The 22,870-nt window shown below is 72.8% G+C and carries 26 protein-coding genes; 13 read left to right on the top strand and 13 right to left on the bottom strand.

Features of this window, described 5'->3' with window-relative positions:
• Nucleotides 1-2: 2 nt before the first annotated feature.
• Both A6A27_RS38685 and A6A27_RS38680 read left to right on the top strand, forming a co-directional pair.
• Nucleotides 3-848 carry an ABC transporter ATP-binding protein gene (locus A6A27_RS38685; protein WP_073839698.1) on the top strand — a complete coding sequence of 282 codons (846 nt, stop codon included), beginning with the start codon at nucleotides 3-5 and terminating at the stop codon, nucleotides 846-848.
• A 36-nt stretch (nucleotides 849-884) separates the two neighbouring features.
• Nucleotides 885-1,829, top strand: a complete 945-nt coding sequence (locus tag A6A27_RS38680) for an ABC transporter substrate-binding protein (protein WP_073839611.1) — start codon at nucleotides 885-887, stop codon at nucleotides 1,827-1,829.
• A 109-nt stretch (nucleotides 1,830-1,938) separates the two neighbouring features.
• Here A6A27_RS38680 and A6A27_RS38675 read toward each other — a convergent pair whose 3' ends face one another.
• The 4 genes from A6A27_RS38675 to trmB all read right to left on the bottom strand — a co-directional run bounded on the left by A6A27_RS38675 (nucleotide 1,939) and on the right by trmB (nucleotide 7,136).
• The gene (locus A6A27_RS38675; protein ID WP_083673200.1) at nucleotides 1,939-2,769 is read right to left on the bottom strand and encodes an endonuclease domain-containing protein; all 831 of its coding nucleotides are present in this window, start codon (nucleotides 2,767-2,769) and stop codon (nucleotides 1,939-1,941) included.
• 232 nt (nucleotides 2,770-3,001) lie between these two features.
• Nucleotides 3,002-3,649, bottom strand: a complete 648-nt coding sequence (locus tag A6A27_RS38670; protein WP_073839610.1) for a hypothetical protein — start codon at nucleotides 3,647-3,649, stop codon at nucleotides 3,002-3,004.
• Between the two features lie 120 nt (nucleotides 3,650-3,769).
• Nucleotides 3,770-6,274, bottom strand: a complete 2,505-nt coding sequence (locus A6A27_RS38665) for a DEAD/DEAH box helicase (protein ID WP_073839609.1) — start codon at nucleotides 6,272-6,274, stop codon at nucleotides 3,770-3,772.
• Nucleotides 6,275-6,431: 157 nt separating this feature from the next.
• Nucleotides 6,432-7,136: a tRNA (guanosine(46)-N7)-methyltransferase TrmB gene (trmB, locus tag A6A27_RS38660; RefSeq protein WP_073839608.1), complete on the bottom strand. Its 705-nt coding sequence runs from the start codon at nucleotides 7,134-7,136 to the stop codon at nucleotides 6,432-6,434.
• A 214-nt stretch (nucleotides 7,137-7,350) separates the two neighbouring features.
• Here trmB and A6A27_RS38655 point away from each other — a divergent pair, with 214 nt between their 5' ends.
• The gene (locus A6A27_RS38655) at nucleotides 7,351-7,944 is read left to right on the top strand and encodes a hypothetical protein (protein WP_073839607.1); all 594 of its coding nucleotides are present in this window, start codon (nucleotides 7,351-7,353) and stop codon (nucleotides 7,942-7,944) included.
• A gap of 8 nt (nucleotides 7,945-7,952) precedes the next feature.
• Nucleotides 7,953-8,627 carry a class F sortase gene (locus A6A27_RS38650; protein ID WP_073839606.1) on the top strand — a complete coding sequence of 225 codons (675 nt, stop codon included), beginning with the start codon at nucleotides 7,953-7,955 and terminating at the stop codon, nucleotides 8,625-8,627.
• Nucleotides 8,628-8,638: 11 nt separating this feature from the next.
• On the opposite strand, the gene A6A27_RS38645 is transcribed toward A6A27_RS38650, so the two are convergent.
• The 4 genes from A6A27_RS38645 to A6A27_RS38630 form a co-directional block, all read right to left on the bottom strand.
• Nucleotides 8,639-9,055 (bottom strand): hypothetical protein, encoded by a 417-nt coding sequence (locus A6A27_RS38645; RefSeq protein WP_143194407.1) that lies wholly within the window; start codon nucleotides 9,053-9,055, stop codon nucleotides 8,639-8,641.
• A gap of 211 nt (nucleotides 9,056-9,266) precedes the next feature.
• Nucleotides 9,267-9,587, bottom strand: a complete 321-nt coding sequence (locus A6A27_RS38640) for an antibiotic biosynthesis monooxygenase family protein (RefSeq protein ID WP_073839604.1) — start codon at nucleotides 9,585-9,587, stop codon at nucleotides 9,267-9,269.
• 19 nt (nucleotides 9,588-9,606) lie between these two features.
• Complete coding sequence (locus A6A27_RS38635; protein WP_073839603.1) at nucleotides 9,607-10,404, bottom strand: exodeoxyribonuclease III; 798 nt, start codon at nucleotides 10,402-10,404, stop codon at nucleotides 9,607-9,609.
• Nucleotides 10,405-10,496: 92 nt separating this feature from the next.
• On the bottom strand, nucleotides 10,497-11,417 hold the full coding sequence (locus A6A27_RS38630) for a proteasome assembly chaperone family protein (RefSeq protein WP_073839602.1): 921 nt from the start codon (nucleotides 11,415-11,417) through the stop codon (nucleotides 10,497-10,499).
• 429 nt (nucleotides 11,418-11,846) lie between these two features.
• Here A6A27_RS38630 and A6A27_RS38625 point away from each other — a divergent pair, with 429 nt between their 5' ends.
• From A6A27_RS38625 to A6A27_RS38620, 3 genes are all read left to right on the top strand, one after another.
• The gene (locus A6A27_RS38625) at nucleotides 11,847-12,740 is read left to right on the top strand and encodes a peptidase M23 (protein WP_073839601.1); all 894 of its coding nucleotides are present in this window, start codon (nucleotides 11,847-11,849) and stop codon (nucleotides 12,738-12,740) included.
• Nucleotides 12,741-12,850: 110 nt separating this feature from the next.
• Nucleotides 12,851-12,994: a hypothetical protein gene (locus tag A6A27_RS45435; protein WP_198940632.1), complete on the top strand. Its 144-nt coding sequence runs from the start codon at nucleotides 12,851-12,853 to the stop codon at nucleotides 12,992-12,994.
• A 37-nt stretch (nucleotides 12,995-13,031) separates the two neighbouring features.
• On the top strand, nucleotides 13,032-13,754 hold the full coding sequence (locus tag A6A27_RS38620; RefSeq protein ID WP_073839600.1) for an EcsC family protein: 723 nt from the start codon (nucleotides 13,032-13,034) through the stop codon (nucleotides 13,752-13,754).
• A gap of 60 nt (nucleotides 13,755-13,814) precedes the next feature.
• Here A6A27_RS38620 and A6A27_RS38615 read toward each other — a convergent pair whose 3' ends face one another.
• Nucleotides 13,815-14,429, bottom strand: coding sequence for an antibiotic biosynthesis monooxygenase (locus tag A6A27_RS38615; RefSeq protein WP_073839599.1), 615 nt, complete (start codon nucleotides 14,427-14,429; stop codon nucleotides 13,815-13,817).
• 209 nt (nucleotides 14,430-14,638) lie between these two features.
• Between A6A27_RS38615 and A6A27_RS38610 the strand changes: the two genes are divergently transcribed.
• The 4 genes from A6A27_RS38610 (at nucleotide 14,639) to A6A27_RS38595 (ending at nucleotide 18,245) form a co-directional block, all read left to right on the top strand.
• Nucleotides 14,639-14,893, top strand: coding sequence for a DUF6343 family protein (locus A6A27_RS38610; RefSeq protein WP_073839598.1), 255 nt, complete (start codon nucleotides 14,639-14,641; stop codon nucleotides 14,891-14,893).
• 11 nt (nucleotides 14,894-14,904) lie between these two features.
• Nucleotides 14,905-16,317 carry an NADP-dependent succinic semialdehyde dehydrogenase gene (locus tag A6A27_RS38605; RefSeq protein WP_073839597.1) on the top strand — a complete coding sequence of 471 codons (1,413 nt, stop codon included), beginning with the start codon at nucleotides 14,905-14,907 and terminating at the stop codon, nucleotides 16,315-16,317.
• Between the two features lie 93 nt (nucleotides 16,318-16,410).
• A complete protein-coding gene (locus A6A27_RS38600; RefSeq protein WP_073839596.1) occupies nucleotides 16,411-17,988 on the top strand; it encodes a Na+/H+ antiporter in 1,578 nt (525 codons plus the stop codon).
• Nucleotides 17,988-18,245, top strand: coding sequence for a UBP-type zinc finger domain-containing protein (locus tag A6A27_RS38595; RefSeq protein ID WP_073839595.1), 258 nt, complete (start codon nucleotides 17,988-17,990; stop codon nucleotides 18,243-18,245). The genes A6A27_RS38600 and A6A27_RS38595 overlap by 1 nt, the downstream gene beginning before the upstream one ends.
• 9 nt (nucleotides 18,246-18,254) lie before the next feature.
• Here A6A27_RS38595 and A6A27_RS38590 read toward each other — a convergent pair whose 3' ends face one another.
• Nucleotides 18,255-18,788 carry a GNAT family N-acetyltransferase gene (locus tag A6A27_RS38590; protein ID WP_073839695.1) on the bottom strand — a complete coding sequence of 178 codons (534 nt, stop codon included), beginning with the start codon at nucleotides 18,786-18,788 and terminating at the stop codon, nucleotides 18,255-18,257.
• Nucleotides 18,785-19,402 (bottom strand): HAD family hydrolase, encoded by a 618-nt coding sequence (locus A6A27_RS38585; protein WP_073839594.1) that lies wholly within the window; start codon nucleotides 19,400-19,402, stop codon nucleotides 18,785-18,787. Before A6A27_RS38585 ends, A6A27_RS38590 begins: the two co-directional genes overlap by 4 nt.
• A 72-nt stretch (nucleotides 19,403-19,474) precedes the next feature.
• Between A6A27_RS38585 and A6A27_RS38580 the strand changes: the two genes are divergently transcribed.
• Nucleotides 19,475-19,987: a GNAT family N-acetyltransferase gene (locus tag A6A27_RS38580; protein WP_241825658.1), complete on the top strand. Its 513-nt coding sequence runs from the start codon at nucleotides 19,475-19,477 to the stop codon at nucleotides 19,985-19,987.
• Nucleotides 19,988-19,993: 6 nt separating this feature from the next.
• On the opposite strand, the gene A6A27_RS38575 is transcribed toward A6A27_RS38580, so the two are convergent.
• Together A6A27_RS38575 and A6A27_RS38570 are read right to left on the bottom strand one after the other, a co-directional pair.
• Nucleotides 19,994-20,977: a hypothetical protein gene (locus A6A27_RS38575; protein ID WP_241825657.1), complete on the bottom strand. Its 984-nt coding sequence runs from the start codon at nucleotides 20,975-20,977 to the stop codon at nucleotides 19,994-19,996.
• Nucleotides 20,964-21,284, bottom strand: a complete 321-nt coding sequence (locus tag A6A27_RS38570; RefSeq protein WP_073839592.1) for a DMT family transporter — start codon at nucleotides 21,282-21,284, stop codon at nucleotides 20,964-20,966. The genes A6A27_RS38575 and A6A27_RS38570 overlap by 14 nt, the downstream gene beginning before the upstream one ends.
• Nucleotides 21,285-21,407: 123 nt before the next feature.
• On the opposite strand from A6A27_RS38570, the gene A6A27_RS38565 reads away from it, so the two are divergent.
• Nucleotides 21,408-22,841, top strand: a complete 1,434-nt coding sequence (locus A6A27_RS38565) for a glycosyltransferase family 39 protein (protein WP_073839591.1) — start codon at nucleotides 21,408-21,410, stop codon at nucleotides 22,839-22,841.
• The last annotated feature ends 29 nt before the right edge of the window (nucleotides 22,842-22,870 follow it).

Raw genomic sequence — 22,870 nt, 5'->3', positions numbered from 1 at the left:
CCATGCTCTCCACCCGCGACCTGGTCGTCGGCTACGAGGGCCGGACGGTCCTGGACGGGCTGGACCTGGACCTGCCCGGCGACGCGTTCACCGTCATCGTCGGCCCGAACGCCTGCGGCAAGTCGACCCTGCTGCGCACCATGGCCCGGCTGCTGACCCCGCGCCGCGGCAGCGTGCTGCTCGACGGCGCGGTGATCCGGGACCTGCCCACCCGGGAGGTGGCCCGCCGGCTCGGCGTGCTGCCGCAGAGCCCGCTGGTGCCCGAGGGGATCACCGTCGCGGACCTGGTCGGGCGGGGCCGGCAGCCGTACCAGCGCTGGTGGCGGCAGTGGTCGGCGGAGGACGAGCGGGCCGTCGAGCGGGCCATGACCATGGCCGATGTCGCCGGGCTCGCCGACCGGCCGGTGGACACCCTCTCCGGTGGGCAGCGCCAGCGGGTCTGGATCGCGATGACCCTCGCCCAGGACACCGAGGCGCTGCTGCTGGACGAGCCGACCACCTTCCTCGACCTCGCCCACCAGGTCGAGGTGCTGGACCTGCTGCACCGGCTGCGGACCGAACGCGGCCGGACGGTCGTCGCCGTGCTCCACGACCTCAACCAGGCCGCCCGGTACGCCGACCACCTGGTCGCGATGCGCGCCGGCGCGGTGGTCGCAGCCGGACCGCCGCGCGAGATCCTCACCGCCGACCTGGTCCGGGAGGTCTTCGGGCTCGACTGCGTGGTCGTGCCCTGCCCGGTCACCGGTGCCCCGCTGGTGGTGCCCGCCCTCACCCACACCTCGCCCGTGCCGGCCGCCGCGCCGGCCGGCGCACCGGCTCCGGCCGGATCCTCCGTCGGCGACGCCTGAGCGCGCGTCGACCCGTACCTCCACGAAAGGACCCTGATGCGTCGTCTCGCCGCCGCCCTCACAGCCGCCCTCGCCCTCGGCGTCGGCCTCACCGCCTGCGGGAAGAGTGACCCCGTCCCCGGTGCGGCCACCGGGGAGACCCGGGAGATCACCCACGCGATGGGCACCACCAAGGTGCCGGCCGAGCCGAAGCGCGTGGTGGTGCTCGACACCGACAAGATCGACACCGCGCTCTCGCTCGGGATCACCCCGATCGGCGCGGCGACCGCCGGCGAGGCGAAGAGCTGGCCCACCTACTTCGGCGCGGACAAGCTCGCCGGCATCAAGGAGGTCGGTGTGCTCACCGAGCCCGACCTGGAGGCGATCAACGCGCTCAAGCCCGACCTGATCCTTGGCAGCAAGTTCCGCCAGGAGAAGTTCTACGACGAGCTGTCCGCCATCGCGCCGACGGTCTTCACCGAGCAGGTGGGCATCACCTGGAAGGAGAACTTCCTCCTCGACGGCAAGGCGCTGGGCAAGGAGCAGGCGGCTCGCGATCTTCTGGCGGCGTATGAGAAGCGGGCGAAGGACTTCGGCGCCAAGCTCGGCGACGCGGCCTCGCGGGAGATCTCCATCGTGCGCTTCATGCCCGGCAACATCCGGGTCTACGGCCCGGAGTCGTTCTCCGGCATCGTGATCGGCGACACCGGGCTGGGCCGCCCCGCGCGGCAGCGCCTCGACGCCAAGAAGGACAAGCGCTTCGACCAGGTCAGCCCCGAGCGGGTCAAGGAGGTCGACGGCGACGTCATCTTCGTGACCGCGTACGGCGAGAAGGCCGCCGCCGAGCAGGCGAAGGTCACCGCCGGGAGCCTCTGGCAGGGTCTCTCCGCGGTGAAGGCGGGCAAGGCCCACGTGGTCTCCGACCAGACGTGGATGACCGGCATCGGCGTCACCGCCGCCAACAAGATCCTCGACGACCTCGACAAGTACCTCTCCGCCTGAGGACCGCCCGGCCCAAGATCCGCGCAACTTCGGGGAAGATGCTGTGTCGCCTCGGTCCGAGGCGGCAGAATCCCTGAAGTTGCGTGGATCTTGCGGGTCCGTGCGGGCGTCAGTGGGCACGGAATCGGATGGCTCGGCGGACCTCCGCGAGGAATCCGGGGAAGTCTTCCTTGAAGCGTTTCGCCGTCAGATGGAGGACGATCCAGTCCTCACCGACAAGCTGGTTGAGGCGCCGGCGGTCGCGATGGAACTGGTCCGGATCGTGATGCCAGAGACCGTCGTACTCGACGGCGATCTTCCATTCCGGCCACGCGAGGTCCAGCCGGGCGACGAACCGGCCGTCGCGTTCCAGCACGTACTGGGTGACCGGTGCCGGCAGGCCGGCCAGCACCAGTCGGACCCGAAGCCGGGACTCCTGCGGCGATTCCGCTCCTGTGTCGGCGAGGCCGGCGACCCGCATCATGCGTCTCCACCCACGTGCCCCGAGCCGCGCCGGAGCGAGATCCCGGAGCTTGTCGGCACTGACGAGGCGCTGCCGGAGCAGCCCGTCGACAACCGCTACCGCTTTCTCCACACTCAGCCACTGCGCCAGATCCCAACCCGTGCGCAACGGCGTGGTGACCGGACACCCTGCTCGCGTCAGTACGTCCGCCGCTGCCAGGTCCGCAGTGTGTACGACGAGGCCCGCGACCGGCCCGAAGCGCTGTCCGACCGGGACCAGAACGTCGATGGGCTCGTTCGTGCCGACCGTGCCGACGCCGAAGAGAGCTGCCGCGCTCCGGCCAGCGATCGCCGCACCCGGTGGCAGCAGAAAACGAGCGACTGCGCTGCATCGGGTCGCATGGGAGATCGCCAGTCGGGCATCTGCGAAGACATTCTTGAACAGCGGACGCCATGCGCTGCTCCGCAGTTCGGCACGGGTCAGCCATCCCTGGGCCACGACGTGTGATCCCCGAAAGACGTGCCCCTGCAACTGGACCGGGCGACGAGGAGGAACGGCCATCCACCCACCCTGGCCGTCCACCGCACCCCGCACCATCCCCTGTGGATAACCACGATGCCGCCGCAGGAAAGGCAAGATCCGCGCAACTCCAGTGCACCTGCTGCCTCGGAGTTCGATAAGGCAGCAGGTTCCCCGAAGTTGCGCGGATCTTGCAGGACGTCGGGGTGGGTCAGGCGGCGGTGGACCAGATGGCGCGGAAGGCGGCCGCCTCACCGGCCAGCCACTGCTCGACCTGGTCCGGCTTGACCTCGGCGGGCATGCGGTGGGCTTCGCCGCGCCGGACGTCGACCAGGACCGGCTCGGCGTGGGGGAGGACCGCGTCCATGTGCCGGGCCATCAGGTGCAGGGTGGCCAGGGTGGCCTCCTCGCTCGGCGGGGCCTCGTCGAAGTGCAGGCGGATCGCCTCGGCGCGCCCGTTGGCGTACCGGACACCGAACTGTGGGTTGATCTTGACGGGGAGGTCGCCCAGCATGGCCAGGGCGTCGCGGGTCTGCGCCAGGTCGACGCCCGCCGGCTCGCCGAGGGAGTGCAGCCAGCTGGTCGCGCCCGGGACGAGGGCCTCGTAGAGCGGGCGCCAGCGGGGCTTGACCAGGTCGGCGACCTGGGCCAGGTGGGTGCCGCCGGTGTGGAAGGCGACGTCGGCCTTGAGCGCCTTGACGAACTGTCCGTGCGGGTTGAAGCCGGACTTGCTCGCCCGTTGGCGGCGCAGGCCCCCGACGAAGGTGGCCTTGGTGGGCCCGGTGCGGTCCACGTACCGGGTGAAACCGAGGAGGGTGGCGTAGGGGGTGAGAGGGGCGGTGGAGGTGGGCGCGTTCACGAGCATCCTCCCAGGTCAGCGGCTCGATTAGTACATACATTCTAATCGACGGGACTGACATCGCCCAGGGAACGAAAGGGGCCGCCCGGGCATCCCGGACGGCCCCTGAAAAGAAAGCAGTTACAGCTGCCCGACGGCGGTGATCCGCACGACGGCGGCACCTGCCTCGTCCGAGGCGGCCAGGTCCACCTCGGCGCTGATGCCCCAGTCGTGGTCGCCCTCCGGGTCGTCGAGGATCTGGCGTACGGTCCACCGCTCCCGGCCCTGCTCGATCATGAGCAGCGCCGGCCCGCGGGCGTCCGGACCGACCCCGATCTCGTCGTACGCCTCGAAGTACGGCTCCAGCGCGTCCGCCCACGCGTCCGCGTGCCAGCCCGATGCGCCGTCCAGTTCGCCCAGCTCATCCCAGCGGCGCAGGGCGGCCAGCTCGACCCGGCGGAACAGCGCGTTGCGGACCAGCACCCGGAACGCCCGGGCGTTGCGGGTGACCGCCGGCGGCCGGTCGTCCAGCGACGCGGCCACTTCCGCGACGTCGGACGGGTTGCGCAGCCGCTCCCACTCGTCGATCAGGCTGGAGTCGACCTGGCGGACCAGCTCGCCCAGCCACTCGATCAGGTCGACCAGCTCCTCGGTCTTGGCGTCCTCGGGCACGGTCTGCCGCAGCGTCTTGTACGCGTCGGCCAGGTACCGCAGCACGAGCCCCTCCGACCGGGACAGGCCGTAGAACTGCACGTACTCCGGGAAGGTCATCGCCCGCTCGTACATGTCGCGGACGACGGACTTGGGGGAGAGCTGGTGGTCGGCGACCCAGGGGTGCCCCTGGCGGTACATCTCGTACGCGTTCTCCAGCAGCTCGGCCAGGGGCTTGGGCCAGGTCACCTCGTCGAGCAGTTCCAGCCGGGCCTCGTACTCGATGCCCTCGGCCTTCATCGCGGCGACCGCCTCGCCGCGGGCCTTGAACTGCTGGGCGGACAGCACCTGCCGGGGGTCGTCGAGGATCGACTCGATCACCGACAGCACGTCGAGGGCGTACGACGGGGACTCCCGGTCCAGCAGCTCGATGGTGGCCAGGGCGAGCGGCGACAGCGGCTGGTTGAGCGCGAAGTCGAGCTGGAGGTCGACGGTGAGCCGGACCCGGCGGCCCTGCTCGTCCGGCTCGGGCAGCTCCTCGACCACGCCGCCGGCCCGCAGCGCCCGGTAGATGGCGATGGCCCGCCGGATGTGCCGCCGCTGGGCGGCCCGGTCCTCGTGGTTGTCGGTGAGCAGGTGCCGCATCGAGGCGAACGCGTCGCCGGGCCGGCCGATGACGTTGAGCAGCATCGAGTGGCTGACCTGGAAGCTGGAGGTGAGCGGTTCCGGCTCGGCCTCGACGAGGCGCTGGAACGTCGGCTCGCCCCAGCCGATCGAGCCCTCCGGCGGCTTCTTCTTGACGACCTTGCGCCGCTTCTTCGGGTCGTCGCCCGCCTTGGCCATGGCCTTCTCGTTCTCGATGACGTGCTCGGGGGCCTGCACCACCACCCGGCCGAGGGTGTCGAAGCCGGCCCGTCCGGCCCGGCCGGCGATCTGGTGGAACTCGCGGGCCTTGAGCAGCCGGGTGCGGGTGCCGTCGTACTTCGACAGGCCGGTGAAGAGCACCGTGCGGATCGGCACGTTGATGCCGACGCCGAGCGTGTCGGTGCCGCAGATGACCTTGAGCAGCCCGGCCTGGGCCAGGGTCTCGACGAGGCGGCGGTACTTGGGCAGCATGCCGGCGTGGTGCACGCCGATGCCATGCCGGACCAGCCGGGACAGCGTCTTGCCGAAGCCCGAGGTGAACCGGAAGTTGCCGATCGCCTGGGCGATCATGTCCTTCTCGGCCCGGGTGCAGACGTTCACGCTCATCAGGGCCTGGGCGCGTTCCAGCGCGGCGGCCTGGGTGAAGTGCACCACGTACACCGGGGCCTGCTTGGTCTCCAGCAATTCCTCGAGGGTCTCGTGCAGTGGAGTCATCGCGTACGAGAAGAGGAGCGGGACCGGCCGCTCGGCCGAGCGGACCACGGCGGTCGGCCGCCCGGTACGCCGGGTCAGGTCGTCGACGAAGCGGGTGGTGTCGCCGAGCGTGGCGGACATCAGGATGAACTGCGCCTGCGGCAGTTCGATCAGCGGCACCTGCCAGGCCCAGCCCCGGTCCGGCTCGGCGTAGAAGTGGAACTCGTCCATGATCACCTGGCCGACGTCGGCCCGGGTGCCCTCGCGCAGCGCGAGGTTGGCCAGGATCTCCGCGGTGCAGCAGATGATCGGGGCGTCGGCGTTCACGCTCGCGTCGCCGGTGAGCATGCCCACGTTCTCCGCGCCGAAGATCTCGCAGAGCGCGAAGAACTTCTCCGACACCAGGGCCTTGATCGGCGCGGTGTAGAAGGTGGTCCGATCGTCGGCCAGCGCCGCGAAGTGCGCCGCGATCGCCACCAGGCTCTTGCCGGAGCCGGTGGGCGTGTTCATGATCACGTTCGCGCCGGAGACGATCTCGATGACCGCCTCCTCCTGGTGGGGGTAGAGGTCGAGACCGCGCTCGGACGCCCAGCCGGCGAACGCGTCGTAGAGGGTGTCGGGGTCGGCGCTCTTCGGCAGCGCGGCGGTGAGGGTCATAGCCGCTCCATGGTGCCTGGATCATGGCCCGCCGCGCCAACCGGGTTTGCGCGCCGACCGGCCTGGGCCCCGCGCTGGGCCCACTTCCAGAGAAGGAGCGGCTGTTCCGTGCGGGACTGCCATCCCTTCCCGGAAAGAGCACGGCCTGGTGGTGGCGTCAGCGCCGGCGGTGGACCAGGTCGAAGATCGGACGGCCGGCGATCAGCGCGCGGCGTTCGAACTTGGTCACCGGGCGGTGCGCCGGGCGGGGGGCGTAGTCGCCGTGCACGTCGACCAGCTCCGGGTCGGCGGTCAGCGTCTCGCGCATCGACTCCGCGTACTCGGCCCAGTCGGTGGCGCAGTGCAGCGTGCCGCCGGGGGCCAGCCGGGCGCGCAGCAGCGCCACGTGCGCCGGCTGGATGATCCGTCGCTTGTGGTGGCGGGCCTTCGGCCACGGGTCGGGGAAGAAGACGTGGACCGCGTCCAGCGAGCCCGCCGGCATCGCCCGGACCAGGTCCAGCGCGTCGCCCCGGGCCACCCGGACGTTGGTCAGCCCGTGCCGCTCGACCAGTTCCAGCAGGTTGGCGATTCCGGGCGTATGCACCTCTACCGCCAGATAGTGTCGGTCCGGGTCGGCGGCCGCCATCGCGGCGGTGGCGTCGCCCATGCCGGAACCGATCTCCAGCACCAGCGGCGCCCGCCGCCCGAACAGCGCCGTCGGATCGAACGGCCCGTCCAGGTCGGCGATCTCCAGGCCGTACGCGGACCAGAGCCGCGCCAGCGCGTCGCGCTGCCGGTCGCTCATCCGGCCGCGGCGCGGATGGAAGGTACGGATGCGGGCGGCGTGGGCCGGCGGGGTGGCGTTCTGGTCGGTGGTGGTCACAGCGACCCGAGCGTACGCGACCGCCGCCGCGGAACGGATGTGATGTGCGACCGGGGGTGAGACGATTCATCCACGGCAGGACGGACGGCCCGCCGACCGACACCGCCGACGCGACGCCTCCAGGTCGCCAAGCTGGAGTTGTCGGACGACGGCTCCAGGTCGCGGCGCGGCGTCAGACGCGCCGAGCTGGAGTTGTCGGAGCGCGAAAGGGGTCATGGTGTCAGTCACGCGACGCGGGGCGATGCTGATCGTGGCCGCCGCCGCGTGCGCCGCCCCACTGCTCGGCGCGGTCCCCGCCCTGGCCGCCCCGCCACCCGGCGCGCTCGTCGCCGGGCCGACCGATCCACCGGATCAGGGCCAGCAGCAACCGGAGCCGGTCGACCTGGTCTTCGTCGAGGTCACCCCGAGCACGGTGCAGGCCGGTTTCCTGGTCGGCATCCGCGCGAGCTGCCGGGACAACTCGGTGCCGGCGATCGTGGTCTCCGACGCCTTCGGCCGGGTCCAGGTGCAGCCCCAGCGCGGGCTGCTCACCGCCTCGCCGATGGTCCGGGAGCGCACCCGTCCGGGCAACTACCGGGTCAAGCTGGAGTGCCCCAGCGGGCAGACCGCGTCGACCATGCTCCAGGTGGTCAAGGCCACGCCCAGCCGTACCGCCGCGCCGCCCAGCCGCGGGCCGGCGACCGGGTTCGGCGGCACCGCCGGGATCGGGCTCGGTGGGCTGCTGGTGCCGGTCGGGCTGGCGTTGACCGTCGCCGGGGCGGTGGTCGGCGTGGCGGCCGCCCGCCGGCCCCGGATGGCCCGCCGCTGACGCTCGCCATGACCGCGCATCCCGCCCCCCAGCCGACCGCCCGGTCGGTGACCGGCACGGGGCGTAGACCGTGGTCCACGCCGCTCGCCGTGGTGCTGGTGCTGGTCGGGGTCTTCGCCACCGGGGCCGGGCTGGGCCGCGCCGCCGGGCCGTTCGACTGGGTGGACGCGGCCGCCGGGCCGACGCAGCGCGCCGACGAATCGGCGCGGGCGCCGGCGACGGCCAGCCGGCCGGTGAGCCTCGCCGTGCCGGCGATCAAGGTGACCGCACCGATCACGCCGGTCGGGCAGGCGAAGGACGGCTCGGTGGACGTACCGCCGCTGAGCCAGCACAACCAGACCGGCTGGTACGACCGCGGCCCGGTCCCGGGCGAGCCGGGCCGGGCGATCATCGTCGGGCACGTGGACACGAAGAGCGGCCCGGCGGTCTTCTACCACCTGCGCGAGCTCAAGCCGGGGGACCGGATCGAGGTGACCCGCGCCGACCACAGCGTCGTCACCTTCACGGTCGACACCGTCGAGCACTTCGACAAGGCCAACCTCCCCGCCGACCGGGTCTACGGCGACGACGGCCCGCCCGGGCTGCGCCTGATCACCTGCGGCGGCGAGTGGCTCGGTGGGCGGGCCGGCTACGCGGACAACATCATCGCCTTCGCCTCGCTGGCCGGCACCCGCGAAACCTGACCGTTCCCCGATCAGCCCGGTGCCGGGGCACCGGCCGCGTCGCCGCCACCGCCGGGGGACCGGCGGGCGATCGACGCGAGCGCGATCAGCTGGGCGGCCACCAGCAGCGCGACCGCGAGCAGCCACCACAGCCCGAGGTCGGCGCGGATCGTGACGGTCAGCAGCGCGACGCCGACCAGCGCCAGACCGGCCGCCAGCCGGCCGGTCCGGCCGGGCAGGGCCCGCCGGTGCCGCCAGATCAGCCAACCGACCGGCAGCCACGCGACGACCACGACGACCATCCCGACCAGGTCCGCCGCAGAGGGCCCGTGCGTACGGCTGAACGAGAACAGCCGGGGCCCGGTGTCCGGCAGCGCGAGCAGCAGGCCACCCACGGCCGAGCCGACCAGCCAGCCGAGCAGGCGACTGCGCACAGGTGGACGCGTCATGCCGGCATCATGCCGCGCCCGGTCAACCGGTTCCGACCACCGGCCGCCACGGGCGCCGCGACACGACGGTCACGCCAAGAGCGGTGTAGGAGGGTCGGCTGCCATGATCTCCCGTACGGCCGCCGCATCGACCCGGAAGACAAGCAACGCCGGCTCGCCGCCGCTGGGGCAGGGGCCCAGTAGGACGTCGGGCACCGGCGGCGCTGCCGGGTCAGCTCTTGCCGGGGACCTGCTGGACCACCTCGAACTCCAGCAGCGTGGCCCCGGTGGCGACCGGCTTGCGCGGCTCGCCGCCCGCGCCACCGGCGTGCGCGGCCCGGGACGGCCCCTGCGCCCACGCCTGGTACGCCTCCTCGGACTCCCAACGGGTGTAGACGAAGTAGCGGTTCTCTCCGGCGACCGGGCGGAGCAGCTCGAAGCCGAGGAAGCCGGGCGAGTTCTCCACCGCGCCGGCCCGGGCGGCGAACCGCTTCTCCAGCTCCTCGCCCGCGCCGGTCGGGACGTCGATCGCGTTGATCTTCACCACTGCCATGCGTTTCAGCCTACGGGGTTCAGAACGTCTCGACGGCCGGCACCAGGTCCGCGTCGACCACGATCGGCGCATGGTCGGAGGGGCCCTTGCCCTTGCGCGCCTCCCGATCCACGTACGCGGAGCGGACCGCGCGGACGAATGGCGCCGAGGCGTACACCAGGTCGATCCGCATGCCCTTGTTCTGGTGGAACATGCCGGCCCGGTAGTCCCAGTAGGTGAACGGGTGCGGGCCCTTCATCGGGGTGGGCACCACGTCGCTGAGCCCGAGGTCGTGCAGCGCGGCCAAGGCGGCCCGCTCGGCCGGGGTGACGTGGGTGGAGGTGACGAAGAGCGCCGGGTCCCAGACGTCGGCGTCGGTCGGGGCGACGTTGAAGTCGCCGCAGACCGCCAGCGGCAGGGCGCCGACCAGCTCGGGCTCCAACGCGTCCCGCAGCGCCGCCAGCCAGGCCAGCTTGTACGCGTAGTGCGGGTCGTCGGGGGACCGGCCGTTCGGCACGTACACCGACCAGACCCGCAGCCCGTCGCAGGTGGCCGAGAGGGCCCGGGCCTCGGGCAGGGGGAACCCCGGCTCGCCGGGGAAGCCGACCGCGACGTCGGCCAGCCCGACCCGGGACAGGATGGCCACCCCGTTCCACCGGCCGTCGCTGTGGCTGGCCGCCTCGTAGCCCAGCTCGCCCACCTCGGCGACCGGGAATGCCCCGTCGGGGCATTTGGTCTCCTGCAGGCAGACGACGTCGGGCTTGGTGGTGGCCAGCCAGTCCAGCAGCCGGGGCAGCCGGGCCTTCACCGAGTTGACGTTCCAGGTCGCCAGGCGCATGGGTCCAGCCTGCCGTATCACCGGCCGCCGCGCCGGGTCAGCGTTCCGGGGTGTCTCGCTGGTTCGTGGGTCGGGTCTGTTCGGCTGCGGGGTCAGCGTTCCGGCGTATCTCCTGGGTGGGTCTGTTCGGCGAGGAAACGCTCCAGTTCGGCACCGAGCTCGTCGGCCGTGGGCAGCGGGCCGGTCTCGGCGGCCAGCAGGTTCTTCTCGCCGCGGCCCCGGGCGAACGTGTCGTACTGCTCCTCCAGGGCCTGGACCAGGGTCGCCGCCTCCTCGGTCTGGGCGACCTGGCGGTCGATCTCCACCCGGACCACCTCCGCGGCGGCCCGCAGGCCGTCCCGGGGCAGCAGCAGCCCGGTGCTGCGGGACACCGCGGCGAGCAGCGCCTCGGCGGCGGCCGGATACTCGGTCTGGGCGACGTAGTGCGGCACGTGCGCGGCGAAGCCGAGGGCATCCCGACCCTGCTCGCCGAGGCGGTACTCCAGCAGGTGGCCGACGCTGCCGGGCACCTGGACCCGCTGGAGCCACGGCTCGTAGCCGGCGATCAGCTCGCGCCGGGTGGCGTGCGCGGTGACGCCGCTGGGCCGGGTGTGCGGCACCGCCATCGGGATGGAGTTGAGCCCGACGGTGAGCCGGACGTCGAGCCGGGTGGCCAGGCCGGCGACTGCGGCCACGAAGCGCTCCCACTGCAGGTCCGGCTCCGGGCCGGTGAGCAGCAGGAACGGGGTCTCGTCGTCGTCGCGCAGCAGGTGCAGCTCCAGCGCCGGGGCGTCGTAGTCGGCCCAGTGGTCCTCGGCGAAGGTCATCACCGGCCGGCGGGAGCGGTAGTCGAACATCTGGTCGATGTCGAAGCGGGCCACCGGCCGCGCCTCAAGGGAGGTGAGCAGCTGCTCCCGGGCCAGCCGGGTGGCGCTGCCGGCGTCGACGAAGCCGGTGAGCGCCTGGATCAGCACGGGTTGACCGAGGCCGGGCAGATCATCGGTGAGTTCGTAGAGCTCGTGTGGGTCGAGCACCGGTTCGGACCTCCCTGGGAACGCGCGTACGGGTGGTGGCACGACCATCCCGTTCGGCAAAACGTACCGGCTGGCGTGGTCCATTCCGTTAGGGGCCGGCTGCACCCCGAAATAATGATCACGATTCGGCGACGGTGGGGAGCAGATCGGGGCGAATCCGCTGATCTTGCTCCATCGTCCGGGAAACGGACCAATGGAGGGTCGGCCGAAAGGACGAGTTAGTCGATCGTGGGCGGGCCTGCGGGCGTCGGCGAGGTTCCTGCCCGGGGCCGCCCGCCTCGTAACCGGCCTGAGGTTCTACCGTTCTGCGAGGGTTGGCCCGTCCTGATGCCAACCCCGGCCGCACGCCCCATTTGGGCGGGGCAAAGTGTGACGAGGGCCACCAGATCACCGTGGGTGATCAGCCGTCCTTCTGCCTAGCCTCGTCGAATGCGTGACGACGGCACCTTCGACGACCATCACGGCCTCGGCGGTTCGGCTGACCGTTCGGACGATACCAACTCCACCGTTCGGTCAACCGGTTCTCTTGAGCCGGCCGCCCCCCGACGCTTCCCCTTCGGCTTCCTCCGTACCCGTTTCGGGGACGCCGCTAACCCCCTCGCCCCCCGGCCGGGCCGCACCAAGCTGGCGGTCGCCACCGGCGCGGTCTGCTGCCTCGGCCTGCTCGGCGTCAGCCAGGTCGGCGCCGACGCGGTCGACGGTTCGGCCACCACCGCGCCGTCCGAGGAGGTCGCCCAGCGTGCGGCCGCCGACGCCGCCTCCCGCGGCCTGACCCGCGAGACCCCCGCCCCGGCCGCCCCGACCCCCACCCCGGTCGCCTCGACCGCTGCCCCGGCCACCACCCCGGCCACCAAGAAGCCGAAGCCCAAGCCCAAGCCCAAGCGGATCGTGCCGGTGGCCGGACTGGACCAGGACCAGATGGACAACGCCAAGGCCATCGTCCAGGCCGGCCGGGCCATGGGCGTGCCCCGCCGTGGCCTGATCATCGCGGTGGCCACGGCCATGCAGGAGAGCAACCTCTACAACTACGCCAGCGGCGTGCTGCCCGAGTCGCAGAACTACCCGCACCAGGCCATCGGCTGGGACCACGACTCGGTCGGGCTGTTCCAGCAGCGCCCCAGCAGCGGCTGGGGGGCCGTGCGCGACCTGATGCAGCCCGCGTACGCCACGAGGCAGTTCCTCACCGCGCTGGTGCAGATCCCCGGCTGGCAGGACATGGCGCTCACCGATGCCGCCCAGGCCGTGCAGGTCTCCGCGTTCCCCTGGGCTTACGCCCAGCACGAGTGGCGTGCCACCGAGGTCGTCGACGCGATCCTGACCTGACCGGGCGGATCACCGACCACTGTGGACGCTTGCCGGAGGGCCGGCCCGGGTACCGGTGGCTTGTCGGTCCCGGGTACACATGATGTGGGGACCGCGGACAGGAGGACGCCATGTCACCGTTGCAACGGATCGCCGCCTTCCTGCGGTCGCCCCGCGGTCAGCAACTGGTCGAGCGCGGCCGGCGCGAGCTGGCCAAGCCGGAGAACCAGCGCCGGCTCAGGCAGCTGCTCACCCGGCTGTCCCGCCGTCGCTGACCCGTCCGCCCCCAAGCTCGACCACCGGGAGCCCCTCGTGACCGACTCACCCGTCGACGGCGGGTCCACCGTTCCCACGCCGCAGGACGCCCACGACGCGCTGCCGGCCACGCTCTGGGACCGGATGCGGGACGACCCGCAGTACGCCCCCGAGCACCTGGCCCTGGAGGCCGTACGCCGGCTCGGGCCGGAGGCGGCGCAGTGGGCCGCCCGGGAGCGCGCGCTGCGCCCCGACATCGTCGCCGACGAGCTGGCCTCCCAGGCTGTCCGCAGGTTCGTCAACCGGGCCCGGCTCTCCGGCGCGGTCTCCGGGGCGGCCGGGCTCCCGGGCGCGGTGATCGACGTCGGGGTGCTGGCCTGGACCCAGGCCCGGCTGGTCCTGCACGTGGCGGCCGCGTACGGCGTCGATCCCGCGCATCCCGACCGGGCCGCCGACCTGCTGGTGCTGCAGAAGGTGCACAAGGTCGCCGAGAGCGCCCGGCTCGCGCTCGGGGTGGCCGCGGGGCGGGAGCGCGCCGGGGCGCTGTTCGGCATGGCCGGGGAGCGCCCGCTCGGCAAGGTGATGCTCCAGTTGGGCATACGGCTGGCCCGGATGGCCGGGGTACGCGCGGCCAAGCGGTTCTTCGCCAAGCTGGTCCCCGGTGCCGCGATCATCCTCGGCACCTGGGCCAACTCGTCGGCCACCAAGGACCTCGCCGACCGGTCGCGGGCCCTTTACCGGGGCGGGGCGCGGCGCCTGCCGGAGCAGCGCCAACCCTGACCGGGACGGCTCCCCGGCACCGTCCTCGGGAAGTCGGGTCGGCGATCCGGCGGGCCGACGTCAGCGTGCTACCCGCCGCCACGGAGCGGGGTGGCCGTGCAGCCACCAGTGCAGGACCCGGGTGATCCGGGGCAGCACCAGATAGGTCATGAGCGGGGTCAGGCAGAGCGTCATCAGCAGCGTCCGCACCGCGAGCGGCACGTCGGCGATGAACCGGGCGGTGAGCAGGGTCGCGGTGAGGCTCAGCGGGAAGAACGCCAGCCAGATGGTCACGGCCTGCTTCCACCGCGGCGGGCTGGTCGGCCCGGCCGGCGCGCCCTCGGCCCCGGTGATCGTCTCCACCACGTGGTCCACCGGCGGGTCGAACCAGCCCTCGATGCCGGTGCGGCGCTCAACCCGGGTGTGCTCGACGATGCCCTGCGCCGAGCTCAGCCACCAGTGCCGCTGCGGCGACTCCTCCCAGCGGCGCAGCGTCTCGTCGTCGGCGAACCGGTACATCACATGCCACTCGGGCGACCCGGGCGCGCTCTGCACGAAACCCGCGCCGAGGAAGCCGGGGAAGCTCTCCGCCAGCGCCGTGCCGGCCCGCATCCACGCCACCATCTCGCCGGTACGCGCGGGATCGGCGCGTCGGGCTACGGCGACGGTCACCGGCACCGCCTGGGTCATGGTCATGCCCCCATCCTTCCCGCCGCCGTCCGGATCGGCCCGGTCGCGGCGTAGGGGTGTAACGCAACCCACCGGCGCTCGCATCCGCGGCATACCCGTCCGGTGGCCGGCATCACCGCGTCATCTCCGCTCGCGACCCCGAGGGCTCGCAGAACCGGCATCCGGCGGGCGGCGGCGGGCGGTTAGCCCCGTCCGTGCCGGGGTAGCCCGAGGGTATGACGCGATCACAGCCGCGCCGCCGGATCAACGCCGCGTACAGCGCGTTGAACCTGCGGCTCGTGCTCGCCACCTTCGGGTTGGTGATCATGACCTTCTTCGCGGTGGTGGCGTTCTGGGCCCACGTGGTCTGGCTGGGCGTCGTATGCGCGCTCCTCGCCGTCGTGGCCGTGGTCGACCTGGTCGTCATCCAGCGCCGTCGCGCCGCCCGCCACCGCGAGGAACCGGGCGTGCGGCACTCACTGTTCGAGTGACAGGAGCCGCCATGTCCATCGCCACCACCAACCCCGCCACCGGACAGGTGCTCAAGACGTACGACCCGATGTCGGACGAACAGGTCGACGCCGCCATCGAGCGGGCCGACCTGGCCTTCCGGCAGCTGCACGGCACCACCATCGCGGAGCGCGGCCGGTGGCTCATCGCCGCAGCCGAGCTGCTCGAGGCCGAGCGGGACGAGACCGCCCGGCTGATGACCACCGAGATGGGTAAGACGTACGCCGCGGCCCGGGCCGAGGTGACCAAGTGCGCCGCGGCCTGCCGCTTCTACGCCGCCAAGGCCCCCGAGATGCTCGCCGACGAGCCGGCCGATGCCGGCGCGGTCAAGGCGAAGCGGGCCTACGTCCGCTACCAGCCGATCGGGCCGGTGCTCGCGGTGATGCCGTGGAACTTCCCGCTGTGGCAGGTGATGCGGTTCGCCGCGCCGGCCCTGATGGCCGGCAACACCGGCCTGCTCAAGCACGCCTCCAACGTGCCGCAGGCCGCCCTCTACCTGGAGGACCTGTTCCGCCGGGCCGGCTTTCCCGAGGGCGCGTTCACCACCCTGCTGGTCGGCTCGGAGGCGGTGGACCGGATCCTTAGCGACCCGCGGGTCCGCGCGGCGACCCTCACCGGCAGCGAGGTCGCCGGCCGCTCGATCGCCCGGATCGCCGGGAGGGAGCTGAAGAAGACCGTGCTGGAGTTGGGCGGCAGCGACCCGTTCGTGGTGATGCCCTCGGCCGACCTGGACCGCGCCGCCGAGGTGGCCACCACCGCCCGCTGCCAGAACAACGGCCAGTCCTGCATCGCCGCCAAGCGGTTCATCGTGCACACCGACGTCTTCGACGCCTTCGCCGAGAAGTTCACCACGCGGATGGCGGGGTTGACGGTCGGCGACCCGATGGACGAGGGCACCGACGTCGGCCCGCTCGCCACCGACCGCGGCCGGGACGAGGTGCACGCCCAGGTGCGGGACGCGGTGGACAAGGGCGCACGTGTCCTGTGCGGCGGCGAGCTGCCCTCCGGGGACGGCTGGTACTACCCCCCGACAGTGGTCACCGACCTGCGGCCGGAGATGCGGATGTGGTCCGAGGAGGTCTTCGGGCCGGTCGCCGGCCTCTTCCGGGTGTCGTCGTACGAGGAGGCGATCGAGGTCGCCAACGGCACCCACTTCGGCCTCGGCTCGAACGCCTGGACCACCGACCCGGCCGAGCAGGAGCGCTTCGCCACCGACCTGGACGCCGGCAACGTGTTCCTCAACGGGATGACCACCTCCTACCCCCAGCTGCCGTTCGGCGGGGTGCGGAACTCCGGCTACGGCCGGGAGCTCTCGGCGTTGGGCATGCGGGAGTTCTGCAACATCAAGACGGTCTGGCTCGGCGAGGGTGAGGCCGGCCCCGGCGCCGGCGCGCACTCCGAGTAGCCGGGACCGCGGTGGGGGCCGGCACCCCCGCCGTGGAATTCCGGGCTTCGGCGTGATCACGCCGGTAACCGGGGCCGCCTAGGCTCCTACCTCATGGAACCGCTCATCGAGGTCGTGCTCTTCCTCGCGATCGCGACGTTCGGCGCGGCGCTGGCCCGGCGGCTGGGTCTGCTCGCGCCGATCCTGCTGGTCGTGCTCGGCCTCGTGCTCTCCTTCGTGCCGGGCTTCCCGCACGTCCGGCTCGACCCGAACCTGGTGCTGGTGGGCATCCTGCCGCCGCTGCTCTACGTGGCGGCGCTGGAGACGTCGGTGCCCGCGTTCCGGCTCAACCTGCGGCCGATCCTGCTGCTCGCGGTCGGGCTGGTCATCTTCACCGCGTTCGTGGTGGGCACCGTGGTGCACCTGTTCCGGCCCGACCTGCCGTACTCGATCTGCCTGGCCCTCGGCGCGGTGGTGGCGCCGCCCGACGCGGTGGCCGCCACCGCGGTGGCGCGCAGGGTCGGCCTGCCCCGCCGCATCGTGACCATTCTGGAGGGGGAGAGTCTGGTCAACGACGCCACCGCGCTGGTGCTGCTGCGGGTGGCGATCGTCGCGGCCACCACGGCGACCGGCGGGATCGGCGTCGGGGACGTGGCCCGGGAGGTGCTGGTGGCCGCCGGCGGCGGGGTCCTGATCGGGCTGCTCGGCGTGGTGGTCTTCGGCTTCCTGCACAAACGGATCACCGACCCGGTGCTGGACAACGCGCTGTCGCTGATCGTGCCGTTCGCGGTGGTCTTCGCCGCCGAGGAGATCCACGCCTCCGGCGTCATGGCGGTGGTGGTGACCGGGCTGGGCATCGGCCACAAGATGCCGCTGCTGATGTCCGCGGCCTCCCGGCTCCAGGTCGACGCGTTCTGGCGGCTGATCCGGTTCCTGCTGGAGGGGCTGGTCTTCCTGCTGGTGGGGCTCCAGTTGCGCGAGGTGGTGCAGGGCCTGGACGAGCCGTTCGGCTTCCTGGTCGGGATCACGGCCGCGGTGCTGCTCGCCGTCTTCCTGGCCCGGTTCGTCTGGATCTTCCCGGCCACCTATCTGGGCCGGCTGGTGCCCCGGGTCCGCCAGCGGGACCCGGCACCGCCGGTGCAGTTCCCGATCGTCATCGGCTGGGCCGGGATGCGCGGTGTGGTCACCCTCGCCGCCGCCCTCGCCCTGCCGCTCACCCTGGCCGGCGGGCGCGCCTACCCGCGACAGCTGTTCATCTGGCTCGCCTTCGCGGTGATCGTGGTGACCCTGGTCGCGCAGGGCGCCACCCTGCCGGCCGTGGCCCGCCGGGCCAAGCTGCCGCCGGACGACCCGGTGCAGGACGCCCTCTCCGCCGCCGCCGTGCAGCAGCAGGCCGGCCGGGCCGCCCGGGAACGCCTGGACAAACTGGCCGAGGGGGCGCCCGCGGCGGTCGTCGAGCGGCTGCGCGGGCTGGTGCAGAGCCGCACCAACCTGGCCTGGGAACAGCTGGGCGGCACCGCGAAGGAGACCCCGTCCGAGGCGTACGGTCGGCTGCGGCAGGAGATGATCGATGCCGAGCGGGAGGTCTTCCGGGCCGCCCGCGACACCGGGAAGATCCCCCAGGAGGTGCTGGTCCGCGCCTATCGCGACCTGGACCTGGAGGAGTCGTTGCTGCGACGGGAGAGTGACTGATGAGCTGTGTGCACCTGGCCGAGGCGGGCGACGCGGCGCCGGCGACCACGACCGACTGCCCGGACTGCGTGGCCATCGGCAACGCCGACTGGGTACACCTGCGGTCCTGCCTGGCCTGCGGGCACGTCGGCTGCTGCGACTCCTCGCCGTACCAGCACGCCACGAAGCACTTCGCGGCCAGCGGGCACCCGGTGATGCGTTCGGTCCAGCCCGGGGAGTCGTGGCGCTGGTGTTTCGTGGACGAGGAGATCGGCTGAGCGCGGCCGTCAGCCGAGGCGGCGTTCCAGCACCTGGCCCGGCCACGGCGGGCGGCCCGGCCGGTCGACCGTGAACGGGTCGGTGGCGGTGAAGCCGCAGCTCTCGTAGAAGCCGACCAGCGCCCGGTCGTCGCCGCCGTAGCAGTCCACCCGCAGCAGCCCCAGGCCGCGGTCGCGGGCCAGTTCCGCCGCGTACGCCAGCAGCCGGGCCCCGATCCCGTGGCCGGCGTACGCCCGGTCCGAGACCAGCAGGTTGACGTACAGCTCCGGCTCGGTGGCCGGTGGCACGTACTCGGTGGCCGTGCCCACCACCAGGGCACCCACCGGGGTGTCGCCGAGTCCGGCCAGGTGGAGCCCGCCGCTGGTCGCCCACGCGTCGGCCTGGGCGATCCGGCGTGGATCGCGCGACGCGGGCTCGGTGCCCCACTGGCCGGTCCGGCCGCGCGCCGCCAGCCAGGCCGTGGCGGTGTCGAGCAGCCGCAGCACGGTGCGGGCGTCGCCGGGCCCGCCCGGGCGGATGATGAGGGTCGGCTGGTCCGTCATGCCGGCCATGCTGCTACACCGGTCAGCCGCTCCCAGGGCGCCGGCACCCGGACCGCCGCCATGCCCGCCGCCGTCGCGGCCCGGATGCCCAGCTCGGTGTCCTCGAAGACCAGGCAGTCCGCCGGGGCCACGCCGAGCCGCTGCGCGGCGAGCAGGAACGCCTCCGGGTCGGGTTTGGGCCGCGCGTAGTCCCCGGCGCACACGAGCGCCTCGAACCGGTCGAGCAGACCCAGCGTCGTGAGCGAGGCGGTGACCCCTGCCCGGGTGCTGCCGGACACCACCGCGAACGGGATCCGCCCGTGGTCGGCTTCGATGTGCGCCAGCACCTCCGGCACGGCGGTCAGGTCGGGCAGCGACCGCTCGTACAACTCCTCCTGGCGCCGCACGACCGTGTCGACCGGCATGGCCAGCCCGTGCCGGTCGTTGAGTGTGGCGACGATGTCTGCGATGGGCCGGCCGCCCCAGGCGTAGAACAGCTCCTCGGGGAACTCGCAGCCCCACTCGTCCAGCGCCGCACACCACGCCGCGTAGTGCAGCGGCATCGAGTCGGCGATGGTGCCGTCGCAGTCGAACAGGTACGCGCGGAAGTCGCCGGGCGGCAGGGGCAGAAGCATGGCCGCAGCCTACGGCGCGGAGCTGGAAAAGCGCTGGCCGGGGCGGCCTCCGCTCTGGTTGGCTCCGGCGCTGTGGAACGTACCAGGATGGCCCGGGCCGACGAGTTGACCGAGGTGCAGCGGATCGAGGTGGCCTCCGGTGCGCCGTTCCGGGAGGTCGGGATGGCCGATGTCGCCGACATGCCACCGCTGCCGCTGGACGTGCTCGCCGACCGCCAGCGGGCCGGCCGGGTCTGGGTGGCGGTGAACACGGGGGACCGGCCGGTCGCCTTCGTGGTGGTCGACCTGGTGGACGGCTGCGCGCACGTCGAGCAGCTCAGCGTCGACCCGGCGTACGCCCGGCGGGGGATCGGGCGGGGACTGCTCGACCACGTGGCCGGGTGGGCCGCCCCGCGTGGGCTGCCGGCGTTGACCCTGACCACCTTCCGGAGTGTGCCGTGGAACGGGCCGTACTACACGCGCTGCGGGTTCCGGGAGCTGACCGGCGCGGAGGTCACGTCGGGACTGGCCGGGCTGCTGGCGGCCGAGGCGGCGCTGGGGCTGGACCCGGCCGAGCGGATCGCCATGCGTCGGCCCGTCGCCTAGTCGGTGTCATCCGGGCGCCCCGGTGACGAGGCGTTCGGTGGCCAGGCAGGAGACCAGGCAGCGTTCCTTGGCGTCGCCGGTCAGCCGGGCGGTCCAGTCGGTGAGGCCGCCGTCGCCGACCTCCCACGCGCCGTCGTCGAGGGTGAGTCGCAGCGCGCAGCCGCGGTAGTAGCCTCGCCCGCGCCGCCGCTGCGGCTCGTCCCGCAGCGGGATGCCGTCGGCGGCGAGCGCCGGGCGGACGGTGTCGGCCAGCCGTTCGCCGAGAACCGCGTCGTCCAGGACCGTGGCGTGCAGTCCGGGCGCGGCCGACCGGGCCAGCTCGGCGAGAATCGCCCGCCACCAGGCCAGGTGCCGGACCAGCAGCCGCGCCTCGGTCCGCCCCGAACCGGTGTCCCGGGCGCTGGACACCAGCGTGAAGAGCCGGAAGTGCGCGGCGGCGCCGGGGCCGAAGTCCTGTGCCCGGAGCACCCGGTGCACGGCGGCCAGGTGCACCTCACCAGTCCGGGGCTGCCGTTGCCGGCGCGCCGCCGCCTCGACGGCGAGGGCGTTGGTCGGGTCGCTGACCACCTCCGCGCCGCGCATGGTGGTGACGATCCGGTTCTGGCTGACGGGCGCGACGCTGGAGCAGCTGCCCAGCGGGACGACCGGGGACAGTTCGACGCCGGCCACGTCGGCCGGCAGCCGCTCCCACAGCCGCGCCTCCAGCCGGGCGAGCACGCGCGGGTCCACCTCGGACGGGCGGACCAGCCGGTCCTCCCGCCAGCGCCGCAGCACATCCGCCGGGCGCACCGCCGCCGCGCGGTCGCGGGCCACCGTCAGCAGCAGCGTCCGCAGGTCCGCCGCGGGCAGGCCGGCCAGCGCGGCCCGCGTTCCCGTGGGCAGTGCCGCCCACACCCGGCGTTCCGCGCCGGCAAGCTCGCCCGGGTCCATGGCCGCCACCATCGCGTACGTGCCGTGGCGCGTCCACCGGGTTTGTTCAGTGCGCGCCACCGAGGTTGAGCACCACCACGCCAGCGATCACGAGACCGGCGCCGGCCACCTTGGCGACGCTGAGCGGCTCGCCCAGGAAGGTCGCGCCGATCGCCATGATCGCTGCGGTGCCGAGGCCGGACCAGATCGCGTACGCCACGCCGACCGGGATCTCCTTCACCGCGAGGGCGAGCAGCCCGAACGACGACACGTACGCCACCGCCAGGCCGAGCGTGGGCCAGAGCCGGGTGAAGCCGTCGGTGGCCTTGAGCAGGCTGGTGCCGATCACCTCGGCGGTGATCGCGGCCAGCAGAAACAGGTACGCCACGCGGGGACGGTACCGGCTGGGTTTTGCCGTCCCCTACAGTGTCGGTCGCCGATGGGATTGTGAACCAGGGCGGTCGTAGCCACGAGTGGGGGAAACACGGTGCACGGGCGGCGGGGAGACGATGTGGCCGACAGCGGTGGCGCGGCCATGGCCGTCCTCGACCCGCCCGCGGCGCAGCTCGAGGCCGACTCGTGGCCGCGCTGGCGCTTCTGGCCCCTGGTGGCGGTGGCCGTCACCGGAGTCGCCCTCTACGCGTTCTGGCGGTGGAGTCAGACGCTCCCACCCATCGGCTACGGCTACTTCACCCGTCCACCCATCTATGGCCAGCTGATCCTGGTCCGGGACGAGCTGGCGTTGACCGTGATCCCGGCCGGCGTACTGCTGGCCGGCATCGGCTGGATCGTCACCTCCTGGCGTCGCCTGCCGACCTGGCTCGCCCTGGCGCTGGTGGTGGTCGCCGGGGTGCTCACCGCCACCGCGGTGAACCTGGTCCGGGGCCAGCTGGGCGAGCTCACCCGGGGCCTCTCGACCAGCCCGAAGTCGCCCTACTACACCGCCGACCTGCACTTCGTGTACGAGCTCGGGCTGCGCGAGTTCGTCGAGCGGCACGCCGAGCTGAGCGAGCGGTTCCACTCGTACAACGGCCGGACCCACCCGGCCGGGGTGATGGTCTTTCTCTACCTGTTGTTCCGCACCTTCGGCGCGTCGCACAGCCTGCGCGTCGCCGGTGTGATCGCGGTGGTGGCCTTCTGCTCGGCGGTCTCCGCCTGGCTGATCGGTCGCACCCTGGGCGGGGAGCGGGCTGGCCGGATCGGCGCCGTGCTCTTCGCGGCGGCGCCGGCGCCGTTGATGATGGCGTACAGCACCCTCGACACGACCTTCGCCGTGCCGCTGAGCATGAGTGTCGCGCTCTTCCTGCTCGCCGCCGACCGTCGGTCGTGGCGGCTGTCGGCGGCCGCGGGCGCCGTGTTGGGGCTGGGCACCCTGATGACCTTCGCCACGTCCTTCGTCGTGCTCTCGGCGACCATCGCGCTGGTGATCCAGACCGGGTGGCGGACGGCGGTGCGGCTGCTGGCCGCCGCGGCGGCCGCCGGCGCGGCGGTGCTGGCCCTGGCCTGGCTCGTCCTGGGCTTCGACGTCCTCGCCTCCTACCTGGTGTCACCGACGGTGTCGGTCCCCTACAACTGGTACTGGTTCCTGGGCAGCCCGGCGGCCTGGCTGATCTACGCAGGTCTGCCGCTGGCCGCCCTCGGGATCTACGGCGTGTTCCGGAAGGTGCCGGGGGCCGGGCGGCCGGTGCTCGTGCTGGTGCTCGTGCTGGTGCTGGTCGTGTGGGCGGGGTTGCCGTCGGAGCTGACCAAACTGCGCCCGGGCGAGGTGGAGCGGACGTGGATGTTCCTCTACCCGATGGTGGCGGGCGCGGCCGGTGTGGTGGTGGACCGCTGGACCGCCGCGTTCGTCCCGCGCTGGCGGCGGGGCGCCGTGGTCGCGGGCCTGGTGCTGCTCTCGGTCGGGCAGGCGGTGTTCCTGCAGGCCCTCTACAACAACTTCTTCTGATCCGCGGACCGGGCGACAATTTCGGGAGT

This window comes from Micromonospora sp. CB01531 (assembly GCF_001905095.1).
Taxonomy (GTDB): domain Bacteria; phylum Actinomycetota; class Actinomycetes; order Mycobacteriales; family Micromonosporaceae; genus Micromonospora.
The sequence above is the reverse complement of the archived record's forward strand: the minus strand, read 5'-3'. Positions and strand labels throughout refer to the sequence as shown.

What these genes read in the sequence shown, in the direction of transcription:
- A6A27_RS38615 (WP_073839599.1), bottom strand. Translation starts at nt 14,429, where the DNA reads ATGACCATGACCCAGGCGGTGCCGGTGACCGTCGCCGTAGCCCGACGC.
- A6A27_RS45435 (WP_198940632.1), top strand. Translation starts at nt 12,851, where the DNA reads ATGTCACCGTTGCAACGGATCGCCGCCTTCCTGCGGTCGCCCCGCGGT.
- A6A27_RS38635 (WP_073839603.1), bottom strand. Translation starts at nt 10,404, where the DNA reads ATGCGCCTGGCGACCTGGAACGTCAACTCGGTGAAGGCCCGGCTGCCC.
- A6A27_RS38585 (WP_073839594.1), bottom strand. Translation starts at nt 19,402, where the DNA reads ATGCTTCTGCCCCTGCCGCCCGGCGACTTCCGCGCGTACCTGTTCGAC.
- A6A27_RS38590 (WP_073839695.1), bottom strand. Translation starts at nt 18,788, where the DNA reads ATGACGGACCAGCCGACCCTCATCATCCGCCCGGGCGGGCCCGGCGAC.
- A6A27_RS38665 (WP_073839609.1), bottom strand. Translation starts at nt 6,274, where the DNA reads ATGACCCTCACCGCCGCGCTGCCGAAGAGCGCCGACCCCGACACCCTC.
- A6A27_RS38600 (WP_073839596.1), top strand. Translation starts at nt 16,411, where the DNA reads ATGGAACCGCTCATCGAGGTCGTGCTCTTCCTCGCGATCGCGACGTTC.
- A6A27_RS38640 (WP_073839604.1), bottom strand. Translation starts at nt 9,587, where the DNA reads ATGGCAGTGGTGAAGATCAACGCGATCGACGTCCCGACCGGCGCGGGC.
- A6A27_RS38610 (WP_073839598.1), top strand. Translation starts at nt 14,639, where the DNA reads ATGACGCGATCACAGCCGCGCCGCCGGATCAACGCCGCGTACAGCGCG.
- A6A27_RS38655 (WP_073839607.1), top strand. Translation starts at nt 7,351, where the DNA reads ATGGTGTCAGTCACGCGACGCGGGGCGATGCTGATCGTGGCCGCCGCC.
- A6A27_RS38605 (WP_073839597.1), top strand. Translation starts at nt 14,905, where the DNA reads ATGTCCATCGCCACCACCAACCCCGCCACCGGACAGGTGCTCAAGACG.
- A6A27_RS38680 (WP_073839611.1), top strand. Translation starts at nt 885, where the DNA reads ATGCGTCGTCTCGCCGCCGCCCTCACAGCCGCCCTCGCCCTCGGCGTC.
- A6A27_RS38650 (WP_073839606.1), top strand. Translation starts at nt 7,953, where the DNA reads ATGACCGCGCATCCCGCCCCCCAGCCGACCGCCCGGTCGGTGACCGGC.
- A6A27_RS38645 (WP_143194407.1), bottom strand. Translation starts at nt 9,055, where the DNA reads ATGACGCGTCCACCTGTGCGCAGTCGCCTGCTCGGCTGGCTGGTCGGC.
- A6A27_RS38625 (WP_073839601.1), top strand. Translation starts at nt 11,847, where the DNA reads ATGCGTGACGACGGCACCTTCGACGACCATCACGGCCTCGGCGGTTCG.
- A6A27_RS38685 (WP_073839698.1), top strand. Translation starts at nt 3, where the DNA reads ATGCTCTCCACCCGCGACCTGGTCGTCGGCTACGAGGGCCGGACGGTC.
- A6A27_RS38595 (WP_073839595.1), top strand. Translation starts at nt 17,988, where the DNA reads ATGAGCTGTGTGCACCTGGCCGAGGCGGGCGACGCGGCGCCGGCGACC.